At 64.6% G+C, this 22,892-nt stretch carries 21 protein-coding genes; 4 read left to right on the top strand and 17 right to left on the bottom strand.

The window, feature by feature from the left end; all coding sequences use genetic code 11:
- Positions 1-22 precede the first annotated feature (22 nt).
- Both ACODS5_RS12095 and ACODS5_RS12100 read right to left on the bottom strand, forming a co-directional pair.
- Complete coding sequence (locus ACODS5_RS12095; RefSeq protein WP_489108773.1) at positions 23-1,768, bottom strand: bifunctional diguanylate cyclase/phosphodiesterase; 1,746 nt, start codon at positions 1,766-1,768, stop codon at positions 23-25.
- Positions 1,769-1,875: 107 nt separating this feature from the next.
- Positions 1,876-3,957: a carboxy terminal-processing peptidase gene (locus ACODS5_RS12100; RefSeq protein WP_167659422.1), complete on the bottom strand. Its 2,082-nt coding sequence runs from the start codon at positions 3,955-3,957 to the stop codon at positions 1,876-1,878.
- Positions 3,958-4,100: 143 nt separating this feature from the next.
- Between ACODS5_RS12100 and ACODS5_RS12105 the strand changes: the two genes are divergently transcribed.
- Positions 4,101-5,063 (top strand): NAD(P)H-quinone oxidoreductase, encoded by a 963-nt coding sequence (locus ACODS5_RS12105; protein ID WP_134689316.1) that lies wholly within the window; start codon positions 4,101-4,103, stop codon positions 5,061-5,063.
- 68 nt (positions 5,064-5,131) lie between these two features.
- Here the strand turns inward: ACODS5_RS12105 and ACODS5_RS12110 are convergent, their stop codons facing one another.
- From ACODS5_RS12110 to ACODS5_RS12135, 6 genes are all read right to left on the bottom strand, one after another.
- Positions 5,132-5,785, bottom strand: coding sequence for an HAD family hydrolase (locus ACODS5_RS12110; protein WP_489108774.1), 654 nt, complete (start codon positions 5,783-5,785; stop codon positions 5,132-5,134).
- Positions 5,786-5,798: 13 nt separating this feature from the next.
- Positions 5,799-6,788, bottom strand: coding sequence for an ABC transporter ATP-binding protein (locus ACODS5_RS12115; protein ID WP_134689313.1), 990 nt, complete (start codon positions 6,786-6,788; stop codon positions 5,799-5,801).
- Between the two features lies 1 nt (position 6,789).
- Entirely contained in the window at positions 6,790-7,584 is a 795-nt protein-coding gene (locus tag ACODS5_RS12120) for an ABC transporter permease (protein WP_489108775.1), read from the bottom strand.
- Positions 7,574-8,413 carry an ABC transporter permease gene (locus tag ACODS5_RS12125; RefSeq protein WP_023631600.1) on the bottom strand — a complete coding sequence of 280 codons (840 nt, stop codon included), beginning with the start codon at positions 8,411-8,413 and terminating at the stop codon, positions 7,574-7,576. Before ACODS5_RS12125 ends, ACODS5_RS12120 begins: the two co-directional genes overlap by 11 nt.
- A complete protein-coding gene (locus ACODS5_RS12130) occupies positions 8,410-9,216 on the bottom strand; it encodes an alkaline phosphatase family protein (RefSeq protein WP_134689310.1) in 807 nt (268 codons plus the stop codon). Before ACODS5_RS12130 ends, ACODS5_RS12125 begins: the two co-directional genes overlap by 4 nt.
- A 129-nt stretch (positions 9,217-9,345) precedes the next feature.
- On the bottom strand, positions 9,346-10,404 hold the full coding sequence (locus tag ACODS5_RS12135; protein WP_134689308.1) for an ABC transporter substrate-binding protein: 1,059 nt from the start codon (positions 10,402-10,404) through the stop codon (positions 9,346-9,348).
- 328 nt (positions 10,405-10,732) lie between these two features.
- Between ACODS5_RS12135 and ACODS5_RS12140 the strand changes: the two genes are divergently transcribed.
- The gene (locus ACODS5_RS12140) at positions 10,733-11,446 is read left to right on the top strand and encodes a UTRA domain-containing protein (protein ID WP_134689306.1); all 714 of its coding nucleotides are present in this window, start codon (positions 10,733-10,735) and stop codon (positions 11,444-11,446) included.
- 35 nt (positions 11,447-11,481) lie between these two features.
- Here the strand turns inward: ACODS5_RS12140 and ACODS5_RS12145 are convergent, their stop codons facing one another.
- The 7 genes from ACODS5_RS12145 to minC form a co-directional block, all read right to left on the bottom strand.
- Entirely contained in the window at positions 11,482-13,620 is a 2,139-nt protein-coding gene (locus ACODS5_RS12145) for a mechanosensitive ion channel domain-containing protein (protein WP_489108776.1), read from the bottom strand.
- A 44-nt stretch (positions 13,621-13,664) separates the two neighbouring features.
- Positions 13,665-13,835 carry a hypothetical protein gene (locus ACODS5_RS12150; RefSeq protein WP_167388396.1) on the bottom strand — a complete coding sequence of 57 codons (171 nt, stop codon included), beginning with the start codon at positions 13,833-13,835 and terminating at the stop codon, positions 13,665-13,667.
- A 249-nt stretch (positions 13,836-14,084) separates the two neighbouring features.
- On the bottom strand, positions 14,085-15,374 hold the full coding sequence (locus ACODS5_RS12155) for a M18 family aminopeptidase (protein ID WP_134689303.1): 1,290 nt from the start codon (positions 15,372-15,374) through the stop codon (positions 14,085-14,087).
- Between the two features lie 126 nt (positions 15,375-15,500).
- A complete protein-coding gene (locus ACODS5_RS12160) occupies positions 15,501-16,136 on the bottom strand; it encodes an RluA family pseudouridine synthase (protein ID WP_134689301.1) in 636 nt (211 codons plus the stop codon).
- Between the two features lie 156 nt (positions 16,137-16,292).
- A complete protein-coding gene (gene minE, locus ACODS5_RS12165) occupies positions 16,293-16,547 on the bottom strand; it encodes a cell division topological specificity factor MinE (RefSeq protein ID WP_134689299.1) in 255 nt (84 codons plus the stop codon).
- A gap of 3 nt (positions 16,548-16,550) precedes the next feature.
- Positions 16,551-17,363 (bottom strand): septum site-determining protein MinD, encoded by an 813-nt coding sequence (gene minD / locus ACODS5_RS12170; protein ID WP_110736460.1) that lies wholly within the window; start codon positions 17,361-17,363, stop codon positions 16,551-16,553.
- Between the two features lie 96 nt (positions 17,364-17,459).
- Positions 17,460-18,221, bottom strand: a complete 762-nt coding sequence (gene minC / locus ACODS5_RS12175) for a septum site-determining protein MinC (protein WP_134689297.1) — start codon at positions 18,219-18,221, stop codon at positions 17,460-17,462.
- Positions 18,222-18,321: 100 nt separating this feature from the next.
- On the opposite strand from minC, the gene ACODS5_RS12180 reads away from it, so the two are divergent.
- Positions 18,322-19,257, top strand: coding sequence for a lipid A biosynthesis lauroyl acyltransferase (locus tag ACODS5_RS12180; RefSeq protein WP_489108777.1), 936 nt, complete (start codon positions 18,322-18,324; stop codon positions 19,255-19,257).
- Positions 19,258-19,325: 68 nt separating this feature from the next.
- Positions 19,326-20,468 carry a patatin-like phospholipase family protein gene (locus ACODS5_RS12185; RefSeq protein WP_134689294.1) on the top strand — a complete coding sequence of 381 codons (1,143 nt, stop codon included), beginning with the start codon at positions 19,326-19,328 and terminating at the stop codon, positions 20,466-20,468.
- A 155-nt stretch (positions 20,469-20,623) separates the two neighbouring features.
- On the opposite strand, the gene ACODS5_RS12190 is transcribed toward ACODS5_RS12185, so the two are convergent.
- Both ACODS5_RS12190 and ACODS5_RS12195 read right to left on the bottom strand, forming a co-directional pair.
- The gene (locus tag ACODS5_RS12190) at positions 20,624-21,439 is read right to left on the bottom strand and encodes an MlaA family lipoprotein (protein ID WP_134689292.1); all 816 of its coding nucleotides are present in this window, start codon (positions 21,437-21,439) and stop codon (positions 20,624-20,626) included.
- Positions 21,432-22,730, bottom strand: coding sequence for a serine/threonine protein kinase (locus ACODS5_RS12195; protein ID WP_134689290.1), 1,299 nt, complete (start codon positions 22,728-22,730; stop codon positions 21,432-21,434). The genes ACODS5_RS12190 and ACODS5_RS12195 overlap by 8 nt, the downstream gene beginning before the upstream one ends.
- Positions 22,731-22,892 lie beyond the last annotated feature (162 nt).

Genomic DNA, 22,892 nt, shown 5'->3' on the forward strand with positions numbered 1-22,892 from the left:
AGGCAGGTGCAATGGCTGGGGTTCAGGCTTCGATCAGGCTCAGGCTCGAACCGCTGCTTTCCTTGGCCTGGCGCTTGGCCTGGGAGGCCAGCTCGGCCAGTTGCCCGGCATCCAGCTGGCCGCCGCTGCGCGGCGTCAGCCACACCACGCCGATCGACAATGACAGCAGGGCGAACGTCTCGCGCTGCCCCTGGCGGTTGTGGGCGATGAAGCAGCCGGCCTCCAGGTGCTCGGCGCGGTAAAAGCGCCGGCACTGGCGTGTGAACGCCTCCACCAGCATCTGCAAGCGCTCGCGCCAGTCCGCCGAGCCCAATACCAGCATGAAATCGTCCCCGCCGATATGCCCGACGAAGTCTCGCTGCGGGTCGACGCTGTCGTTCAGGCATTGCGCCAGGCTCAACAGCACCTCGTCGCCGCGGGCGTAGCCATAGATGTCGTTGAAGGGTTTGAAACTGTCGATGTCGACATAGCACACCGCCGCCTCGCGCCGTTGTTGCAGCAGGCGCGCGAGGCATTGCTGGATTGGCACGTTGCCCGGCAGCAAGGTCAACGGGTTGGCATGCCGAGCCTGCTGGATCTTCTGTTCGGTGATCAGCTTGAGCACATCGATCACACGACCCAGACCCAGGTAGCGACCACTCTGGGTGATGATGAAGTCTTCCTCGATCCGCTGGCGGGCGCGGCTGGTGAGCAGGCGGCTGACCTGTTGCAGCGACTGCCCGCGCTCCACGGCAAGAAAGTCCTGGCTCATCAGCCGGCTGATCGGCTTGCGTGCGAACAGGTCGGTGCCGAACGGCTGTAGCAGCGCATCGGCCAGGGAATGCCGGTGAACGATGCCATACGGCTTGCCACGCTCATCCAGCACCGCCAGGGAATTGAGGTTGGCCTGCCGGCGAAAGGCTTCGAGCACCTGCTGAGTAGGTGTTTCCAGCGGCACCGCCGGCTGCTGGATAAGCAGCGCGTCGAGGTCGCCGTTGTCCTCGCCCAGGGCCACGACGCCGGCGCTTGCCTGCGGCAGCAAGGGTAGCGGGTCGCAGGGCGGGAATTCTTGCGGGCGGCCGAGCAGATAGCCCTGCACCAGGTCCACGCCCATCTCGCCGAGCACCGCCAGCTCCTCGCCCAGCTCGATCCCTTCGGCGATCACCTGGGCCCGGGAGGCGCGGGCGATTTGCAGGATCGAACCGACGAACTCGCGCTTGAGCGGATCTTGATGGATGCCGTCGATGAAGTGGCGGTCGATCTTCACATAGTCGGGGCGTAGTTCCGACCACAGGCGCAGGCTCGAATAGCCGGCCCCCAGGTCGTCCAGGGCGATGGAAAAACCCATGTCGCGGTAGTGGTGCAGGGCGTTGAACAGCAGTTGGAAGTCTTCGGTGGGGGTCTGTTCGGTCAGCTCTATGACCACCCGGCTCGGCGGCAGGCCGACGGCCTCGAGCATTTTCAGGGTTTGCCCGGACGGGTAGTGGGGTTCGAGCAGCGACTCGGGCGAGACGTTGAGGAACAGTTTGCCGCCCAGGTTCAGTTCGCTGAAGCGCCGGCAGGCGGTTTCCCGACACAGCACCTCGAGCTCGCTCAGGCGCCCGGCCTGGCGGGCAATGGCGAACAGGTTGAGCGGCGAGTGCAGGGGGCTGTTGGACGGGCCGCGGCTCAAGGCTTCATAGCCGAGCACGCGGCGTTCGGAAAGGCAGACGATGGGCTGGAACAAGCTGTGGACGCTACGTTGAGCCAGGATGGCGCTCAATGCGCTGAGCTGTTCGTTGATGGTCATGGCCTGCTTCCTGAATGAAAAAAGGCCGGACGCTTGCACGCCCGGCCCTTCTATTTCACGACAGTCCGATGACTGTTTGATGACAGATCACATTATTTCGCCATCACTCAGTGCTTGGCCACCGAGGTGCTCAGGCTGAGGTAGTCGAGCAGGATGCGACCGGTCTCCGACAGGTAGGCGTCGTCTTCCGGCTTGGTGTCGTCCGGCTCGGCCGGCAGCGCGTCCTCGTCTTCCTTTTTCAGTTCCTTGAGCGGCTCTTCGCCCTTGGCCTTGCGGCGGATATTCTCCAGGGCCAGTTGCTTGGCCTCGATCTGGTCGTGGCGGGCACGACGCTCCTGTTCGTTGAGGCTGACGGTCTTCTCGTTCATCAGCTTCTGGGTCAGGGCCAGGCGGTCGCGGATGTAGACGAACTCGGCATCCTTGTCGCTGCGCGCGTCATGCTGCGCCTTGAGCTGAGCCAGGAACGGCTTGAACGGGTCGGAGGCCGGCTTGACCACCGGGCGAATGGTGTCCCATGGCATGGCCTCGGGCAGCGCGCTTTCGCCGATTTCCTTGGTGTCGATGATCGATGGGTAGGCGATGTCCGGCAGCACGCCCTGGTGCTGGGTGCTCTGCCCGGAAACCCGGTAGAACTTGGCCAGGGTCAGTTTCAGCTCGCCATGGTTGAGCGGCTGGATGGTCTGCACGGTGCCCTTGCCGAAGGTCTGGCCACCGATGATCAGCGCGCGGTGGTAGTCCTGCATGGCGCCGGCGAAGATCTCCGAGGCCGAGGCCGAGAGACGGTTGACCAGCAGCGCCAGCGGGCCCTTGTAGAAGGCACCGGGGTTCTCGTCCTCGAGCACGTCGACGCGGCCGTCGGCGTTGCGCACCAGCACGGTCGGGCCTTTCTCGATGAACAGGCTGGTCAGTTCGGTGGCTTCCTGCAGCGAGCCACCGCCGTTGTTGCGCAGGTCGATCACCACGCCGTCGACTTTTTCCTTCTGCAGCTCGGTCAGCAGCTTCTTCACATCGCGGGTGGTGCTCTTGTAGTCCGGGTCGCCTGCGCGGTAGGCCTTGAAGTCGAGGTAGAAGGCTGGAATCTCGATGATGCCCAGCTTGTAGTCGCGACCATCCTGCTTGAGCTTGAGCACCGACTTCTTCGCTGCCTGCTCCTCGAGTTTCACCGCTTCGCGGGTGATCGAGACGATCTTGCTGGTCTGGTCGTTCGGCGCGTTGCTCGCCGGGATCACTTCAAGGCGCACCACCGAGCCTTTCGGGCCGCGAATCAGCTTGACCACTTCGTCCAGGCGCCAGCCGACCACGTCGACCATTTCCTTGTTGCCCTGGGCCACGCCGATGATCTTGTCGGCGGGGGCGACCTGCTTGGTCTTGGCGGCAGGGCCGGCCGGCACCAGACGCACGATCTTGACCTGGTCGTTGTCGCTTTGCAGCACCGCACCGATGCCTTCGAGCGACAGGCTCATGTTGATGTCGAAGTTTTCCGCGTTGTCCGGCGACAGGTAGTTGGTGTGCGGGTCGTAGGACTGGGCGAAGGTGTTGATGTAGGCTTGGAAGATGTCCTCGGCACGGGTCTGGTTCAGGCGCGCCAGCTGGTTCTTGTAGCGCTTGGTCAGGGTGTCCTGGATCTGCTTGAGGTCCTTGCCGGAGATCTTTTGGCGCAGCACCTCATCCTTGACGCGCTTGCGCCACAGTTCGTCGAGGGCGGCCTGGTCCTTCATCCACGGCGCATCCTTGCGCTCGACCAGCAGGTCTTCCTTCACCGTGAAGTCGATCTTGTCGACGCCCTTGTTCAACTCGCCGAGGGCGTAGTCCAGGCGCTGCTTCACGCGGTCCAGGTAGCGCTTGTAGATGGTGAAGCCAGGGTCGAGGTTACCGCTTTTGAGGAAATCGTCGAACTGGGTCTTCCACTTGTCGAACTCGGCGATGTCGGCGGCGGTGAAATAACTGCGCGACGGGTCGAGCAGCTTGATGTAGCTGTCGTAGATGATGGCCGAACGGGCGTCGTCCAGTGGCGGCTTGCTGTAGTGGTGACGCTTGAGCAGCTCGACGATATTGAGGCTGGCCACCACTTCGTCGCGGTCTGGCTGCAGGCTGTCCCATTTGTTGGCGGCGGCCGCATTGCCACCGAGCGTGAGGCTGCCCAGGCCGATCATCAGGGCCAGGGCGGTGCTGGGGAGGAAATGCTTCATGCTCATTCGACGTGGAGGCAATTGATCACGCATAGTAGGCCGTCTTTTCCGTTCGCCGGCTCCAGGGGAGCCGGACGCATACTGCAAAAAGCCTGGGACATGCTCGCCCAGGCTCAGTCATATGATTCAACTATGGAGGCACTGTGAAGGCATTGCAAGGCGTTGACGGACATGTGGCCTGGGTCGAGGCCGAACGCCCGGCCTGTGATGCCGGGCAGGTACGCATCCGCGTGGCCGCGGCGGGGCTGAACCGCGCCGACCTGTTGCAAATGAAGGGGCTGTACCCTCCACCGCCAGGTGCCAGCCCCTACATGGGCCTGGAATGCGCCGGGGTAATCGAGGAAGTGGGCGCCGGCGCCGACTGGCGCGTGGGCGACCGGGTGTGCGCGCTGCTGGCCAGCGGGGCCATGGCCGAGGAGGTGGTGGTCGATGCCCGTCACGTGCTGCCGGTGCCCGAAGGCCTGAGCCTGCACGAGGCGGCGGCGCTGCCTGAGGTATATGCCACGGCCTGGTTGAACATCTTCCAGCTCGGTGGCCTGAAGCCTGGCGAGAAGGTGCTGGTGCATGCTGGCGCCAGTGGCGTGGGTTCGGCGGCCATCCAGCTATGCAAGGCCTTCGCCAGCCCGGTGTGGGTCAGCGTCGGTTCGCCGGAGCGCCTGGCCTACTGCCAGGGCTTGGGCGCGGCGGGTGGCGTGGTGCGCAACGCCAACCTCGACGAGCTGGAGCAGCTTGGGCCGTTCGATGTGATCCTCGACCCGGTGGGCGCCGGTTACGGGCCGTTGAACCTCAAGGCGCTGGCCCGCGATGGGCGCTGGGTGATCATTGGCTTGATGAGCGGTCGCAAGTTCGAGCTGGACCTGGCGCTGGTGCTGGGCAAGCGCCTGCAAATCACCGGGTCGACCCTGCGCAACCGTGACGATGGCTTCAAGGCTGAGTTGCTGCGCGAGCTGCAACAGCAGGTGTGGCCGTTGTTCAGCGAAGGGCGGTTGTCGCCGCAGTTGGTCGATAGCTACCCGGTTGAATTCGCCCAGGCGGCGTATGCCGAGCTTGAGAGCAACCAGGTGTCGGGCAAGTTGGTGATGGTGATCGATTCGAGCCTGAGCTAGGCCTGTTCGCCGGCAAGCCGGCTCCTACAGGTTCGGTGTAGGAGCCGGCTTGCCGGCGAACAGCGGCATCACGACCAACTTAAAATCGGCCAGCCATTGATCTGGGCATGCTCGCGCAATACCGGATCCGGATTCACCACACGCGGATGATCCACCTTCAGCAACAACGGCAAGTCGTTGCGTGAATCGGAATAGAAACTTGCCCCCTCCAGGTTCTCCTGCTCCTGGTCCAGCCATTCCAGCAAGCGGGTGATCTTGCCCTCATGGTAAGTCAGCACGCCATGGGTCTTGCCGGTGTACACGCCGTTCACCGCCTCCAGCTCGATGGCCAGGTATTCATCCACCCCCAGCCGCGCCGCGATCGGCCCGACCAGATGGACGCCGCTCGCCGAGATGATCAGGACCCGGTCACCGCGCTGGCGGTGTTCGGCGATGCAGCGGCAGGCATTGCCATGGATGATCGGCTCGATCACATCCTCCACCCAAGGCTCGACCAGGTGTTCGACCTCTTCCAGCGTGCGCCCGGCGATGGGCTCCAGGCTGAAGGCCATGTAGTCCTCCATTCGCAGGTGGCCCTTGCCGTAGGCTTCCATCAACTCATGATCGCGCTTGAGGAAGCTCTTGCCGTCGACCCAGCCCAGTCGGGCCATCTGCTCGCTCCACAACGACGCGCAGTCGCCGTGGATGAGGGTTTCGTCCAGATCGAAAATTGCCAATGCCATGGGTTGAATCTCCTTAGGCCACTTCCCGTAGCGCCGTGGGGTCGATCGACAAGGATACCCGTTTACCGTCCGCGTGCAGATCGCTGGCGCAGCGGTTGAGCACATCCACCACCAATTCGACGTCGCGCACCCAGACACGGTAACGGATGACGTTGCCGAGCAGGCTGTGGCTGCGGATCTCGCCGTCCAGATCGCCGTTCAGGCCCAGGCTGATGGACTCCGGGCGGATCGCCAGGCGCGCGGTCACCGGGCGTTGCAGCAGGCGGCTGGCGCTGTCGGCGTCGAGCAGGTTGTAGTTGCCGATGAAACCGGCGGCGAACAGGTCCACGGGCGCGGTGTAGAGGGTTTCGGCGTCGCCGCTCTGGACGATGCGCCCCTGGTTCATCAGGACGATGCGGTCGGACATGGTCAGCGCCTCTTCCTGATCGTGGGTGACGAAGATGGTGGTCAGCCCCAGCTCGCGCTGGATCGCGCGGATCTGCTCGCGCAGGTGCTTGCGAATGCGTGCATCCAGCGCCGACAGCGGCTCGTCGAGCAGCAGCAGGCGTGGGCGGGTGACCAGCGAGCGGGCCAGGGCCACGCGCTGGCACTGGCCGCCGGACAGCTGGTGCGGGTAGCGCCCGGCGAAGCTGCCCAGCTCGACCAGGTCGAGTACCTCGCGCACCCGGGCCTGGCTTTCCTCGGCCTTGACCTTCTGCATGCGCAGGCCAAAGGCGACGTTCTGCTCCACGGTCATGTTGGGGAACAACGCGTAGCTCTGGAATACCATGCCGATGCCGCGCTTTTGCGGGCTCACAGGTACCAGGTCCTGGCCGTCGAGCAGGATCCTCCCGCTGTCCACCGGGGTCAGCCCGGCGATGCAGCGCAGCAGGGTGGACTTGCCACAGCCCGAGGGGCCGAGCAGGGTGACGAACTCGCCGCGCTGGATCTGGCAGTCGATGTTCTCGAACACCGGGCTGCCGGCGTAGCTTTTTTGCAGTTGCTGCACGCTGACGAAGCTCATGTCAGGTCTTGTCCTTGTTCAAGCGGTTGGCAACCCAGGTGAGTGCCAGCACGAAGGCGAAGTAGGAGATCACCAGGGCGCTGTTGAAGTGGCCGCTGCTGTTGCGCATGTTGTTCAGGTATACCTGCAGGGTCTCGTAGCGGGTGCCCACCAGCAGGTTGGCGAACACGAACTCGCCGAACAGGAACGAGAACGACAGCAGCAGCGCCACCATCAGGCCCTTGCGCAGGTTCGGCAGCACTACCAGCAACGCTGCCTGCAGGGGGCTGGCGCCGAGCAGTTGGGCGGCGTCCATCAGGTCGCGCAGGTTGATGGCTTGCAGGTTGTTGGTGATCGCCCGGTACATGAATGGCAGGGCGATGGTGAAGTAGCAGCCGATCAGGATCCACGGCGTGCCGACCATGGCCAGCGGCCCACTGCCGTACAGTTGCAGCAGGCCCACCGCCGATACCACCGGCGGTACCGCGAACGGCAGCAGGATCAGCACGTTCATCAGCGCGTCGAGTTTCGGGAAGTGGTAGTGCACCACGAACAATAGCGGCAGGATCAGCAGCACCGACAGCACCAGCGCGCCCACGCACACCAGCAGCGACTGGCCGAAGGCGGCGAGAAAGCGCGGTTCGCTCCACAGCGCCACATACCACTTGAAGGTCAGGCCGCTGGGCAGCAGGGTCGCCGACCAGCTGGTGGCCAGCGAATAGAGCAGGGTGCCGGCCAGTGGCAGCAGCAGGATGAGGAACAGCAGGTAGACCACCGCGCGGTGGTAGAGCCCGCCGGGTTTGTTTTCAGCGCGCATGGTAGCTCCTCTTGAGCAGCCATTGATGGGCCACCGTGACCACGGTCATCAGGCCCACCAGCACCATGGCCAGGGCGCTGGCCAGGTTCGGGTCGAGGCTGATGTCACCGGCCACAAGGCCCGCGATGCGGATCGGTAGCACGTTGAAGTTACCGGTGGTCAGGGCGTAGACGGTGGCATAGGCGCCCAGGGCGTTGGCCAGCAGGATGACGAAGGTGCCGAGCAGCGCCGGGGTAAGCACGGGCAGGCCGATGTGCCGCCAGAACTGCCAATGGCTGGCGCCCAGCAGCGCGGCGGACTCACGCCAGTCTTCGCGCAGGGCGTCGAAGGCGGGGTAGAGCAGCAATACGCCCAAGGGGATCTGGAAGTAGGTGTAGACCAGGATCAGGCCGGTCTTGGAGTAGATACTGAAGTCGCCGAGCAGCCCCATTTGCTTGAGCAGCAGGGTCAGCGCGCCGTTGAAACCGAGCAGGATGATGAAGGCGAACGCCAGCGGTACCCCGGAGAAGTTGCTGGTCATGTTGGCGAAGGCACTGACGAAATCGCGCAGCTTCGAATCGACCTGGCGCAGCGAATAGGCGCCGAGGGTGGCGATGACGATGCCGAACAGGCTCGACCAGAAGCTGATCTCCAGGCTGCGTTGCAACGCCTGCAGGTAGAACTTCGAGGCGAAGATCTTGCTGAAGTTGGCCAGACCCCAGCCACTCTCGCTTTGCAGGCTGTTTATCGCAACCCAGGCCAGCGGCGCGATCTGGAAAATGATGAAGAACACGGCGAACGGCAGCAGGCAGAGCAGGGCCAGGTAGCGACCGCGATGGCTTGCATTCACTTGAGCAACTCCCGGCAGACCGGTTTGTCGTGGGCGGCGCCGAGCAGTTCGCAGATCGTGCCGCACAGCTCGGTCTGCAGCGGCTTGGCCGCAGGGTCGAGGCTGAAGGCTTCACCGAACACGAACAGCGGCACTTCACGTTCCTCGGCGAGCAGGCCGTTGTGCGAGCGGTCGTTGTTCATGCCGTGGTCGGCGGTGACCAGCACCTGGTAGCCCTCCTCGAGCCAGCGCGGCAGGTAGTCGGCCAGCAGGATGTCGGCACTGCGCGCGGCATTGCGATACTGGCTGCTGTCCAGGCCATGGCGGTGGCCGGCGTCGTCGATGTTCATCGGGTGCACCAGCAGGAAGTTCGGCGCATGGCGGCGGCGCAGGTATTCGGCGTCGGCCAGCAGGTGCGAATCGGGGTAGTGGTCGGCGTAGTAGAACAGGCCGTGCTGGATCGGCAGCTTCGGTGCGTGGGTGTGGCGGTCGCGCAGCGGGTCGAACGGCGAGCGGTTGTACAGCTCGCTGATCCAGTGGTAGGCCGCGGCGGCGGTGCCCAGGCCGGCCTCGCGGGCGTAGTGGAACACGCTGCGCTGGTTGGACAGGCGGTTGACGTTGTTGTGCACGATGCCGCTGTCGATGGGCGGCACGCCGGTGAGGATGCACTCGTACAGAGGCCGCGACAGCGACGGCAGTTCGCACTCCAGGCGATACAGCGCGGCGCGGTCGGCCTCGACATAGGCGTGCAGGTGGCCCATGGCGTGGTGCGCGACCTGGTGGTTGAGGCCGTCGAGCAGGACCAGGATGACGTTGTGTTGCATGTTCGCTCCAGTCAGATACCGCGTTGCCTGCATCGCCGGTAAGCCGGCTCCTACAGAGGGACGCATTCCTTGTAGGAGCCGGCTTGCCGGCGATGAGGCCAGTCCAGGTTGCCAGAGAACCCGGCCCCCTTACTCCATCTCGATGATCACCTGCTCCTGCCACTTCTGCGGCAGGGCCTTGGAGGTCGCTTCCCAGGCAGCGGCATCCTTGATCGGCTGCGCCGCCTTGTACTGCTCGTTGGGCAGCAGCTTGGCCTGTACATCCGCCGGCAGCTTCAGATGCTCGGCGCGGATCGGCCGGGCGTGGCCGATGGCCAGGTTGGTTTGCCCGGCGTCGCTGAAGATGTATTCGCGGGCCAGCTTGGCGGCGTTGGGGTGTTTGGCGTACTTGTTGATGATGGTGGTGTAACCGGAGGTAACCGAGCCATCCGAGGGGATCAGCACTTCAAAGCGCTTCGGGTCGATCTGGTCGCGGTAGCTCAGGCCATTGAAGTCCCACACCACGCCGACTTCCACCTCGCCCTTCTCCAGGGTCTGGATGGTCGGGTTGGCCAGCGACAGGCGCTTCTGCTGGGCCAGCTTGGTGAACAGCTGCAAGCCTGGCTCGATGTTGCGCTCGTCGCCCTTGTAGGCGATGGCGGCGGCGAGCACGCCGTTGGCGGCCTGGGCGGCGGTGCCGACGTCACCGATGGCGACCTTGTACTTGCCCTTTTCCAGGTCGTGCCAGGTGGTCGGGCGTTCGCCTTCCTTGACCAGGTCCTTGTTGATGATGAAGGCGATGGTGCCGGTATAGGCCAGCGCCCAGTGACCGTCCTGGTCCTTGGCCCACGCCGGGACCTGGTCCCAGGTGCTCGGCTTGTACGGCTGGGTGACCCCCTTGCTGGCGGCGATCGGGCCGAAGGCCGCGCCGACGTCGCCGATATCGGCGCTGGCGTTATCCTTTTCGGCATCGAACTTGGCGATTTCCTGGGCCGAGCTCATGTCGGTGTCGCTGTGCTTGAGGCCGTATTTTTTCGCCAGGTCTTCCCAGGTGCCTTTCCAGTTGGCCCAGGCATCGGGCATGCCCACGCTGTTTACCGTGCCTTCCTTGCGGGCGGCGTCTTCGAGGGCCTTGAGGTCCTGGGCCATGGCCGAGGTGCAAAAAGCGATGGCTGAACCGAGCAGTGAGGCCATGAACAACTTTTTCATCCGAAGCTCCTTGGGTGGGGTGCCGTGCAATCGTTGTTATGAAGGAATCCTGTGCTTGCGACCTGTGGTCTAGGTCAGCAAGCCTCGAGCCAAGGTAGGCCTGTTGCGTGACAGTTTGATGTAAGGAGTGGGCGTGAAGGGCAGGCCGCTGGCCCTGGAAATACAGCGTAGACCAGATCGAAAACCCTGATTTCCGTGGGCTGGCGCGGATCTGGAAAGTGCTGTCGAGGGTCTTTGTCACAGGATGTTCATCAGCCGTGCCTAGGCTTGCACTACGCCCCACCTGCCCTGTTTCAGGGCTGGACTAGTCCAGATAGGTAACCTTTCGATGCAAGCGACGCCACCGCGCGCGGTAACAGCCATCTGCCATGCCTTGCAGGAGCAGATCGAACACGGCCTGCTGACCCCAGGCGGCAAGCTGCCGGCCGAACGGCGGCTCAGCGAGGTATTCGACACCACGCGCATCACCCTGCGCGAGGCGCTGGTGCAACTGGAGGCCAAGGGGCTGATCTACCGCGAGGAACGGCGTGGTTGGTTCGTCGCCCCGCAGCGCCTGACCTACGACCTGATCGAGCGCAGCCACTTCCATGCCATGGTCCGTGACCAGGGGCGCCTACCCAGTACCGAGCTGTTGTCAGCGCGCCTGCAACCGGCGCCGGCGGCGATCTGTGCGCGCTTGCGCCTGCCAGCGCTGTCCAGCGTGGTGCGAATCTGCCGGCTACGGCGCATCGACGGGCGGGCGGTGTTGTACGCCGAGCACTACCTCAACCCGTGCTACTTCCCCGGGATCCTCGCCCTGGACCTGGCCCAGTCGCTGACCGAGATCTATGCGCGGGAGTACGCCATTCATTACGGGCAGGTGCGCTTCGAGATCTTGCCGACGGCCTTGCCGGTCGAGGCGGCGGCGGCGCTGAGGGTGTCGACGGGCAGCCCGGGGCTGCATATCACCCGGGTCAACAGCGACCAGCATGGGCATCTGATCGACTGCGACCTGGAGTATTGGCGGCACGATGCGATCCGCATTCGCGCCGAGGCGGGGTAGACAATCTCAAGCCTGCGCCGCTCCGACACTGCAGGTTAATCGGCCGCCGCGCCGCCACCGGCCGTCACCACCTGCACCGACAACCGCGGCGTCGCCAGGTCCAGGCCGGCTTCATCGAGCTGGCGTTTCAACGCCAGGTTGAACGCCCGCGACACTTCCCACTGCTTGATCGGCGCGGTCTTGAACCGCGCGCGCAGGATCGCCGAGCCCGACTCGAAACTCTCCACCCCCTGCAACTCCAGCGGCGACCAGATATTGCGACGCATCAGCGGGTCGTTGCGCAGCTTTTGGCCGACCTCGCGGATCAGCGTGATGGCCTGATCGATATTCATGCTGTGCGGGATCGCCACGCGGAAGATCGCGTAGCCGAACTCGCGGGAGTAGTTCTTGATGCTCTTGATCTCGCTGAACGGGATGGTGTGCACGATGCCGTCGATGTCGCGCAGGCGCACGGTGCGGATGGTCAGGCCCTCGACCGTGCCCAGGTGGCCGCCGACATCGACGTAGTCGTCGATGGCCAGCGAGTCCTCGATGATGATGAACAGCCCGGTGATCAGGTCGGCCACCAGCGACTGCGCGCCGAAGCCGATGGCCAGGCCGATGACCCCGGCACCGGCCAGCAGCGGGGTCACGTTCATGCCCATGTTGGCCAGGGCGACGATCACCGCGATGATGAAGATCACCACGAACATCACGTTGCGGATCAGCGGCATCATGGTTTGCGCGCGGGCGTTGGCCATGCCCCGGCGCGAGCGCACCAGGGCGTGGTGCACGGCGGTATCGGCAAGGATCCACACCAGCCAGGCGACGATCAGCGTGCCGGCCAGGCCCAGCAGGCGCAGGCTCACCTCATGGCCATCACCTTCGGCGAAGCCGATCATCGACTGGCCCCACACGCGCAGGCCGAGTTCGATGAACACCAGCCAGATGAACAGGTGCACCAGCAGGTAGGCGAAGTTGCGCAGGCGTTCGGCGTACACCGCCTGGCGCTTGTTGGCACGCTTGGGGTTGGCGGCGTGGCGGCGTACCAGGCCGTTGAGCACCATGCATACCACCACCAGCACAGTGCACATCAGCGATTGGCGCAGGGCGGTGCTGGTGTCGCCGGCGGAGACGAAGGTGGCGAACAGCGAGATCGCCACCAGGATCAGCGCCGGGATGTACCAGAAGCTGCCGAGGATCTCGATGGTGTCGCTCAGGGTGCGCCGGGTCAGGCGCCGGGACAGCGGCTGGTTGCGGATCAGGTGGGCGATCGGCCTACGGAAGCGCAGGATGAACAAGCCGGTGCACAGCGCGGCGACGACATTGGCCAGGGTCGCCAGGGCGTGGGCCAGGTGGCTGCCCAGGGCCGTGGTCAGGCGCGGATCGCTCATCGCCTCGCCGAACGCGGCGAAGCTGCCGATCAGCCACAGCGGGCGAAACGCCTGGTGGCGCAGGATGTACAGGGCGCGGTGGCGGTGCGGGCCGTCGAGCAGCGAGAAGGCTATCACGCAGATCGCCGAGAACAGGGTGCCGACCACCAGCGCGTAGGCCAGCACCATGGCCATCGACTTGCCCAGCGAGGCGGGCAGCACGATGCTCAGGTAGACGGTGAACACCAGCGCCACCAGCCAGGGCCCGAGCTTGCGCAGGGCGAAGCGCACCAGGTCCCAGGTGCGCGGATGCTGGGGCAGTTCCTCGGTGAGGCCAAAGCGCAGGCGCACGCGGTGGCCGATCCAGTTGAAGGCGTAGGCCAGCAGGGCCCAGACCGCGATCACCCCGGCGAAGCCGAACAGGATCGCCGGCCATTGGTGCACCGGCACCACTAGAGCGGCCAGTTCCTCCTGGGCCTGGTCGATCTCCTGCGACCAGCGGTTGAACGGGCTGGCATCGCCGCTGAACTGCTTTTCGAAGTCGTGCAGGGCGCCGCCGATCAAGCCGAGCACGCCCTGTTCGACACTGGGTTGCGATTGCTTGGTGGCGTCGCGCAGCTTCTTCAGGTCAGCCAGCAGCTTGGCCCGTTGCTGGTCGTTTTCCAGGTTCTTGATCACCTCGTCCAGTGACTTGCCCAAGGGCTCGCTGGCCTCGGGCTGGGCGGGGGCGCTCGAACCGAGCAGACCCGGCAGGCCGGCGGCGTGCACCGGGGTGACGAACAACAGGAACAGCAACGTGATGCAACGCAGGAAGGCTGGCACCGGGAAATCTACCTCAGGTCAAACGATTGCCCGAGTGTAGAGGTTTACGACGGCAGTTTCTCGAGGATCTTCCAACAGGTGAGGCCAAAGATGCCGAGGGTGCCGATCCACATCATCAGCACCCCGACGTTGCGCTCGCGCAGGCTGAAACCGATGGTCAGCAGCATCAGGAACAGGAACACCGGCACGAACAAGGACAGGAACGGCGATGACATGGACAGAATCCTTCTGTTTTTTGGGGCCATGCTTCAAGCATAGCGGCTTACCGGCGAAGCGGGTTGACCGGGGACAGGTGAGGGGGCACCGGCCAGTCGGCCTGCGGGTGGGCAGGTCGCAGACGGCGTAGGAGCCGGCTCGCCGGCGAACACCGGCATAGCCGGTGCCATTCACCGCGTCGCCTGGTTCGCCAGCAAGCTGGCTCCTACAGGCGTTGCGCAGGAGCCGGCTTGCCGGCGAACGGCATTTCAAGGCAAATCGCGGCTGCGGTAGAACGCCATGAGCACCTTCACCAGGTGAGCCAGGTCCTGGCTGCCGCACAGTTCGCGGATCGAGTGCATGGCGAAGGTCGGCAGGCCAATGTCGACGGTGCGCACCCCCAGATGGCTGGCGGTGATCGGGCCGATGGTCGAGCCGCAGCCCATGTCGCTGCGCACCACGAAGCTTTGCACCGGTACTTCCTCGGCCATGCACAGGTGGCGGAAGAAACCGGCGGTTTCGCTGTTGGTGGCGTAGCGCTGGTTGTTGTTGACCTTGATCACCGGCCCGGCGTTGAGCTTGGGCCCATGGTTGCCGTCGTGCTTGTCGGCATAGTTGGGGTGCACGCCGTGGGCGTTGTCGGCCGAGACCATCAGCGAGCGCTGGACCGTGCGCACGTAGTCGTCGTTGTCCGGCAGCAGGCGTTGCAAGGTCTGCTCGAGCATCGGGCCGTCGGCGCCACAGGCCGAGCAGGAGCCGACTTCCTCGTGGTCGTTGCACACCAGCACGCAGGTTTCGTCGCTGTCGGCGCCGAGCAACGCCTGCAGGCCGGCATAGCACGACAGCAGGTTGTCCAGGCGCGCGCCGGCGATGAAGTCACCGTTCAGGCCGATCAGGGCGGCGTCCTGGGTGTCGTAGAAGCTCAGCTCGTAGTCGAGCACCACATCGGCGTTGAGGTCGTGCTCGCGGGCCAGTTGCTCGGTGAGCAGGGCGCGGAAATCGATACGCTCGTCACCCGCCACCTGCGCCAGTATCGGCGGCAACTCATTCTGCGGGTTGATCGGCCAGCCTTCGTTGGCGGTGCGGTTGAGGTGGATCGCCAGGTTGGGGATCACCGCGATTGGTAGCTTGAAGTCGATCAGTTGGCTCTCGACCTTGCCGTCACGGCGGAAGGTCACCCGACCGGCCAGCGACAGGTCGCGGTCGAACCATGGCGCCAGCAGGGCGCCGCCATACACTTCGACGCCCAGTTGCAAGAAGCCCTGGCGCTGCAGTTCAGGCTGCGGCTTGACCCGCAGGCACGGGCTGTCGGTGTGGGCGCCGACCATGCGGATGCCGGCCAGCAGCGGCGACAGCTTGCCGAGCTTGATGGCGATGATCGAGGAGTCGTTGCGGGTCACGTAGTAGCGACCACCAGGCACCGTGGCCCAGCTGTCGCGCTCGTCCAGGCGCTGGTAACCAGCAGCCTCGAGGCGCTGCACGAGGCTGGCGGTGGCGTGGAAGGGCGTCGGGGAGGCCTTGAGGAATTCGATCAGGCCGGCGTTCAGGGCATCGCGCATAAGTCACTCCAGACAGCAGTGGCGCGAGTTTAGCGTAATTGCTCGACAAATTGTGTCGGCCTGTTCGCCGGCAAGCCGGCTCCTACAACGGGCACTCTGTAGGAGCCGGCTTGCCGGCGAACAACTTCAAAACGGTGCCGGGCACTCGAATTTCAGGCGTTCGCCAGAAACTGGATGGGTAAAGCTCAGCATCGACGCATGCAGGCACAGCCGCTCATGGGCCGCCAGCGCTTCAGGGTTGGCGTACAGCCGGTCGCCCAGCAGCGGATGGCCGATCGACAACATGTGCACGCGCAGCTGGTGCGAGCGCCCGGTGATGGGCGTCAGCTCGACCCGGCAATGATCGGCGCGGCGCTCGACGATGCGCCAGAAGGTCAGGGCGTGCTTGCCTTGTTCGTGGTCCACCACGTGACGTGGCTTGGTCGGCGGGTCGTAGCGCAGCGGCAGGTCGATGCTGCCGCTGTCCAGGGCCGGCTGGCCCCAGCACAGTGCGGTGTAGGCCTTTTCGGTTTCACGGTCGTGGAATTGGCGCGACAGTTCGCGGTGGCTGTCGGCGTCGCGGGCGAGCAGGATGATCCCTGAGGTTTCCCAGTCCAGGCGGTGGACGATCAGGGCGTCGGGGTAGCCGTTTTCCTGCAGGCGAGTGATCAGGCAGTCCTTGTTGTCCTCGGCGCGGCCCGGCACCGACAGCAGCAGGGTCGGTTTGTTGATCACCAGGATGGCGGCGTCTTCGTGAAGGATCTGGATGTTCGACAGCGGCATTGCAGGTTCTCTATGCGTATGGAAACCACTGGGGCCGCCTTGCGGCCCTTTCGCGACACAAGGCCGCTCCTACAGAGGTTGCGTAACCCTGTAGGAGCGGCCTTGTGTCGCGAAAGGGCTGCGAAGCAGCCCCAGGATCGGCTCGAAGCTGCTGGATCAGCGCTCGGGCAAGGTGATGTTCAGCTCCAGGATCGAGCAGCTGCCCTGGTTTTCCAGTTCGATCTGCACGTCGTCGTTGCCGATGTTGACGTATTTGCGGATCACCTCGACCAGCTCTTTCTGCAGGGCAGGCAGGTAGTCCGGGGTGCTGCGCTGGCCACGCTCGTGCGCCACGATGATCTGTAGACGCTCTTTCGCTACCGACGCGCTGCTTTGTTTCTGTCTGCCACGAAAGAAGTCAAAAAGGTTCATGGTTTACTTGCCTCCAAACAGGCGCGCGAAGAATCCTTGCTTCGGCACTTCGATGAACCGCAGCGGCTTTGGCTTGCCCAGCAGGCGGTCGACGGTATCGCTATAGGCCTGGCCGGCATCGCTCTGGTCGTCAAGGATGACCGGGATGCCCTGGTTGGAAGCCTTGAGCACGGCTTGCGATTCGGGGATCACGCCCAGCAGTTCGACCGAAAGGATTTCCTTGACGTCTTCGACGCCAAGCATTTCGCCTTTCTCGACGCGCTCGGGGTGGTAGCGGGTGATCAGCAGGTGTTCCTTGATCGGGTCTTCGCCTTGCTCGGCACGACGCGACTTGCTCGACAGCAGGCCGATCATGCGGTCGGAGTCACGCACCGAGGACACCTCGGGGTTGGTCACGACAATGGCTTCGTCGGCGAAGTACATCGCCAGGTGGGCGCCTTTCTCGATACCGGCGGGCGAGTCGCAGACGACGAAGTCGAACTGCTCCTTGAGCTCCATCAGCACCTTCTCGACGCCTTCCTTGGTCAGTGCGTCCTTGTCGCGGGTCTGGCTGGCGGCCAGCACGAACAGGTTCTCGAGGCGCTTGTCCTTGATCAGGGCCTGTTGCAGGTTGGCTTCGCCATTGACCACGTTGACGAAGTCGTACACCACGCGGCGTTCGCAGCCCATGATCAGGTCGAGGTTACGCAGGCCGACGTCGAAGTCGACGATGACAGTCTTGTGCCCGCGCAGTGCGAGGCCGGTACCGATAGCGGCGCTGGTGGTGGTCTTGCCCACACCCCCCTTGCCGGAAGTAACCACGAGAATCTTGGCCAAGGTGTTTCACCCCTAAATAAACGGGACAGGCGTCCCTGCAAATACATAAAAACGGCAACAGGAAAAAGTTGCGCTAAAAATGCCGGCAAGTATCCGTTAAAGACGGGTGATGTTCAACACGTCGCCGGACAGGCTGACCTGTACGCCCAAGCCCCACAGCGGGTCGCGGCGCAAGTCTTCGCAGACTTTGTACTGGCCGGCGATCGAGACCATTTCCGCGGTCATCTGCAGGCAGAAGATGCGTGCCTTGGTATTACCCTTGATACCTGCCAGGGCACGACCACGCATGGCGCCGTACACATGGATGTTGCCATCGGCGAGAAGTTCCGCGCCGGGGCTGACGGAACCGGTGACCACCAGGTCGCCGCCCTGGGCGTAGATCTGCTGGCCGCCGCGCACGGTCGAGGTGATGATCCGCGTCGGGCGCACTTCGGGCTCGGCCGGCGCCGGTGGTGGCGCGGGGGCAGGCTCGGGCGCCTTCACCTCGGGCTCAGGCTCGACCGGGCGCTCGCGGGCACCGGACGGCGGCAGCACCGGCAGGTCGATGGCGATCGCCGCGGCGATGTCCTCGATGCGGCTGGCGCGGATCGCCAGGGTGCGCAGGCCATGGTGACGGCACACGCGCATCAGCCCGGGCAGGTCGATGGCGCCCTCGTCGGCGGGCAGTTTGTCCAGGGCCAGCACCAGCGGGGTGTTGCTGAAGAAGTTCGGCGCCTGCGCCACCTTCGCCGCCAGCTGGCGGTCGAGGGATTCTAGGTCGTTGCGCGCCAGTTCCAGCACGGTGATGGCAAGCATGCTGCCCTTGAGCTGGAACACGGGGGCGTTGTCGGGTGTCTGGTTGAGGCTCATGGTCTGCATAGACGGCTTGTTGCGAGAAAAGTGCCCTGACTTATAGCGATAAGACCGATTGCCCGCAACCGATGTAGAATGCCCAGCCCTTGTCTTGCCGGAAGCTTCAATGGAACGCCCGCGTTTTCGCCCCCTTTTCCTTCACCCCCGATTCTGGGCCCTGTGGCTGGGCCTGGGCCTGCTGTGGCTGGTCGCGCAGCTGCCCTACCGCGCCCTGCTCGGGCTGGGGCGCGGCCTGGGCGCGGTGATGTACCGGGTGGCCGGCGAGCGCCGACGCATCGCCGCGCGCAATCTTGAGCTGTGCTTCCCGGCGCTGTCCGGCGACGAACGGCAGCGCCTGCTCAAGGAAAACTTCGCCTCTACCGGCATCGCCTTTTTCGAGATGGCGATGAGCTGGTGGTGGCCCAAGGCCCGCCTGGCGCGCCTGGCGCATATCGAAGGCCTCGAGCACCTGCAGGCCGCCCAGCGCGACGGCGAGGGCGCGATCCTGATGGCCGTGCACTTCACCACCCTGGAGATCGGCGCCGCGCTGCTGGGCCAGGTTCACACCATCGACGGCATGTACCGCGAGCATGGCAACCCGGTGTTCGATTTCATCCAGCGTCGGGGCCGCGAGCGGCACAACCTCGACTCGCTGGCGGTGGAGCGCGACGACGTGCGCGGCATGCTCAAGCTGCTGCGCAAGGGCCGGGCGATCTGGTATGCGCCGGACCAGGACTACGGCATGAAGCAAAGTATCTTCGTACCGCTGTTCGGTATTCCTGCCGCAACCGTCACCGCCACCAGCAAGTTCGCCCGTTTGGGTAAGGCGCGGGTGATTCCGTTCACCCAGAAGCGCCTGGAGGACGGCAGCGGCTATCGTCTGGTGGTGCACCCGCCGCTGGCGGACTTCCCTGGCGAAACCGAAGAGGTCGACTGCCTGCGTATCAACCAGTGGGTCGAAGGCGTATTGCGCGAATGCCCGGAGCAGTATTTGTGGGCGCACCGACGCTTCAAGTCGCGGCCTGAGGGCGAACCGCGGTTGTACGACAAGAAACAGCGCTAGGCTGCGTGGGAGCGGGCTTGCCCCGCGCTAGGGCCGGTACTGGCAACTACTGACTCCAGGAAGGATGCATGACCTCAACCACCGGCCTTATCCTCTCCGGCGGCGGTGCCCGCGCCGCCTACCAGGTCGGCGTGCTGGCCGGCATCGCCGAACTACTGCCCGCCGGCGCCGCCAATCCGTTCCCGGTGATCGTCGGCACCTCCGCTGGCGCCATCAATGCCGTCAAGCTGGCCAGTGGCGCCACGCGTTTCGGCGAGTCGGTGCAGCACCTGACGGCCTTCTGGCAGAATTTTCGCAGCCACCTGGTGCTGCGCAGCGACTGGCCCGGGGTGATCCGCCAGGCCAGCCGCTTCGTTGGCCACAGCCTGCTGGGCATAGGCGGCCAGGCACCGGTGGCATTGCTCGACAGCAGCCCGTTACGTGGCCTGTTGCGCGAGCACCTGGACCTGGACGGCATCGCCCATTCCCTGGCCAGCAACCAGCTGCGTGCCATTGCCGTCACCGCTTTTGGCTACGAGTCCGGCCAGGCGGTGACCTTCTACCAGGGCCGCGACACCATCGAACCCTGGCTGCGCCATCGGCGCATCGGCATGCCCACGCCCTTGACCATCGACCACCTGCTGGCCAGTTCGGCGATCCCGCTGCTGTTCGCCCCGGTGCGCCTGGGCGAGGAGTTCTACGGCGATGGCGCAGTACGCCAATCGGCGCCGATCAGCCCGGCGCTGCACCTGGGCGCCAGCCGCGTGCTGGTGGTGGGCGTCAGTGGCAACCCACAGCGGCCAGCGCCACCCTTGCCAAGCCAACGGCTGTTCAGTGGCCAGCAGCCGAGCCTGGCGCAGATCGGCGGGCACATGCTCAACAGCACCTTCATCGACAGCCTCGAGGACGATATCGAGCTGTTGCAGCGGCTCAACCACCTCAGCCACCTGTTGCCCGCGCACCTGGACGCCCGCCGCCTGGGCCTGGCGCCGATCGAGGTGCTGGTGGTGGCGCCCAGCCAGCCTCTGGACGAGATCGCCGCCCGTCACAGGCGTGAATTGCCTGCGGCGCTCAGGTTGTTCCTGCGTGGGCCGGGGGCCACCAAAACCAGCGGGGCGGGGGTGCTCAGCTACCTGTTGTTCGAGGCCAGCTATTGCAGCGAGTTGATCGAGTTGGGACGCAAGGATGCCTTGGCCAAGAAGCGCGAGCTGTGTCAGTTCCTGGGGATCTGATGATCCAGGTCGCACACCTGCCTCTGTAGGAGCGGCCTTGTGCCGCGAAAGGGCCGCTTTGCGGCCCCGGCAATCTTGAGGTGGGCAGACATCCCGGGGCTGCTCTGCAGCCCTTTCGCGGCACAAGGCCGCTCCTACAGGGGGCGTGGAGGGCCTTATTCGGCGATCTGCAACTTGCGCGCCTGGGTATACACGTAGCGCAGCTTCTCGTACTCGAACGGCGAGTTGGTCTGGCCATAGCTGAAGTTGGTGTTGTAGCGCTTGTCCACCGCCCGCAGCAGGGTAATTTCCGGATGGTCGCTGGCGCTGTCGGGCACGCCCAGGTAGTTGATTTCCTTCTCCCCCACGTAGTCCACCACCAGCCCGGTGGTGTCGCGCAGGTTCGACGGGCCGAGGATCGGCAGCATCAGGTACGGCCCTTCGGGCACGCCATAGAAACCCAGGGTCTGGCCGAAGTCCTCGCTCTGGCGCGGCAAGCCCATCTTGGTCGCCGGGTCCCACAGGCCGCCCACGCCAATCAGGGTGTTGAACATCAGCCGCGCGGTGATCTCGGCCGAGCGCTTGGGCTTGAGCTGCAGCACGCTGTTGAACAGGTTCGGCACATCACCGAGGTTGTTGAAGAAGTTGCTTACCCCGGTGCGCACGAAGCCGGGGGTGATGTAGCGGTAGCCATCCACCACCGGCAGGAATACCCACTGATCGAAGCGGTAGTTGAAGTGGTAGACGCGCCGGTTCATCGATTCCAGCGGGTCGTAGACGTTCAGCGCGGCCAGGGTCGAGCGTTCGAACTCGCGCTGGTCGAGCCCAGGGTTGAATTTCAGTTCGCGCAGCGGGTCGAGAAACCCATCGGCCTCGGCCGACAAGGTACCGATGTTGTCGGCCTCGACCACGCTGGCCCGTGGCGCGACTTCGTCGGCCAGGGCCTGGGCGCTGGCGAGCAGGGCGGTGACGAGCAGCAGTCTGTTAACCACGGAAGAACTCCAGCATGGCGTCGCTGTTGACGCGGTAGTTGAGGTTGCCGCAATGGCCGCCATGGGGGTAGAGCGTCAGGCGTTCGCCGAACACCCGGCGCAGGAAACCGATGTCGCCGGGGCCGAGGATCACGTCGTCGGCGTTGTGCATCACGGCAATCTTTGGGCTGCTGCGCAGGTAGTCTTCCAGGGCGTACAGGCTGACCTGGTCGATCAGTTGCAGCAGGCTGTTGCCGTCGGTGCGCGCGCGCCACATGGGGATCACCTGCTCGGTCAGGTAGCAGTCGAAGTCGCATTGCAGGGCCCGCTTGAAGAACGGCGTGAGGCTGCTGCCCTCGGTGATCGGGAACTTCGGCGGGATGATCAGGCCGCGGCGGTTGATCAGGTCGGAGGTGAAGGCGATATCGGCCGCCGAGAAGCGGAACGAGGTGCCAATGAGCATGGCCATTTGCTCGTTGGACAAGTGCTCGCGGGACTGCTGGAAGTCGTACAACAGTGCCTCGTTGAGGTCGATGTAGCCCTTTTCCTGGAAGTAACGCGTGAGTTTTTCCAGCATCAGCTCATAGAAGGTGGTGCTCTTGTCGATGCCCTTGACTCGGGTTTGCACCAGCTTGTCCAGCTTGCTGATCGAGGTGTACAGGTTGACCGGCGGATTGAGCAGCAGCACGCGCTTGAAGTTGAAGCTGCGCCGGGTTTCGTCCAGGTGGCTGACGAACGCCGCATCCAGCGCGCCGAGGCTGTAGCCGCTGAGGTAGAACTCGCTGATCGGCAGGCTCGCGTGCTGGGCGCGCACGGCCTGCATCACCCGGTACAGGTCCTCGGCGTCGTCGCGCGACACGCCGGGGGTGGCGAAGCGCGAGGCGGCGCTCATGAAGTCCCAGCTGGTCGGCGAGGACAATTGAACCACGTGGTAGCCGGCTTGGTAGAACAGCTTCTTCAGGTATTCGTTGATGCTGCTGGAATAGGGCGCCCCGGTGCCGGCGATGAGGAAGATCAGTGGCGCCTGGTGGTCTTGTCGAGCCAGTCGATAGCGCAGCTTCTTCACCGGCCAGAAGTTGTCCGGCAGGGTGAACTCGCGCTCTGGGCGCAGGTTGAGGCTGTAATCGGCCTGGTCGATGTCATCGTCGCTGGGCAGCGTCGGGCGCTGGTCCGGCGGGGTGGTGGCGATGGTCGCCTCGAACGGGTTTTTCAGCGGATAGCCGTAGCTTTGCGGGTCGATGTCCCGCGCCGAAGCGATCGCCGTCACGAGCAGGCCACCGAGCAGGGCGGCCAGGCGCAAAGATCGAAGCATGTAGTCCCCCAGGAAAACGCAAGGTCGTGCAGTACGCAGGCTAGGACCATGGCAACGGGTGCAAAGTTGCCCGCCGCTCATGCCTTTGTCGCGCCAGATGTTGCCGCAGCCGGCAATCCGTGTCTTGTGCAACATAGCTGCAGGGCCATGATTTTGCCTTAC

This window comes from Pseudomonas sp. FG47 (assembly GCF_057809115.1).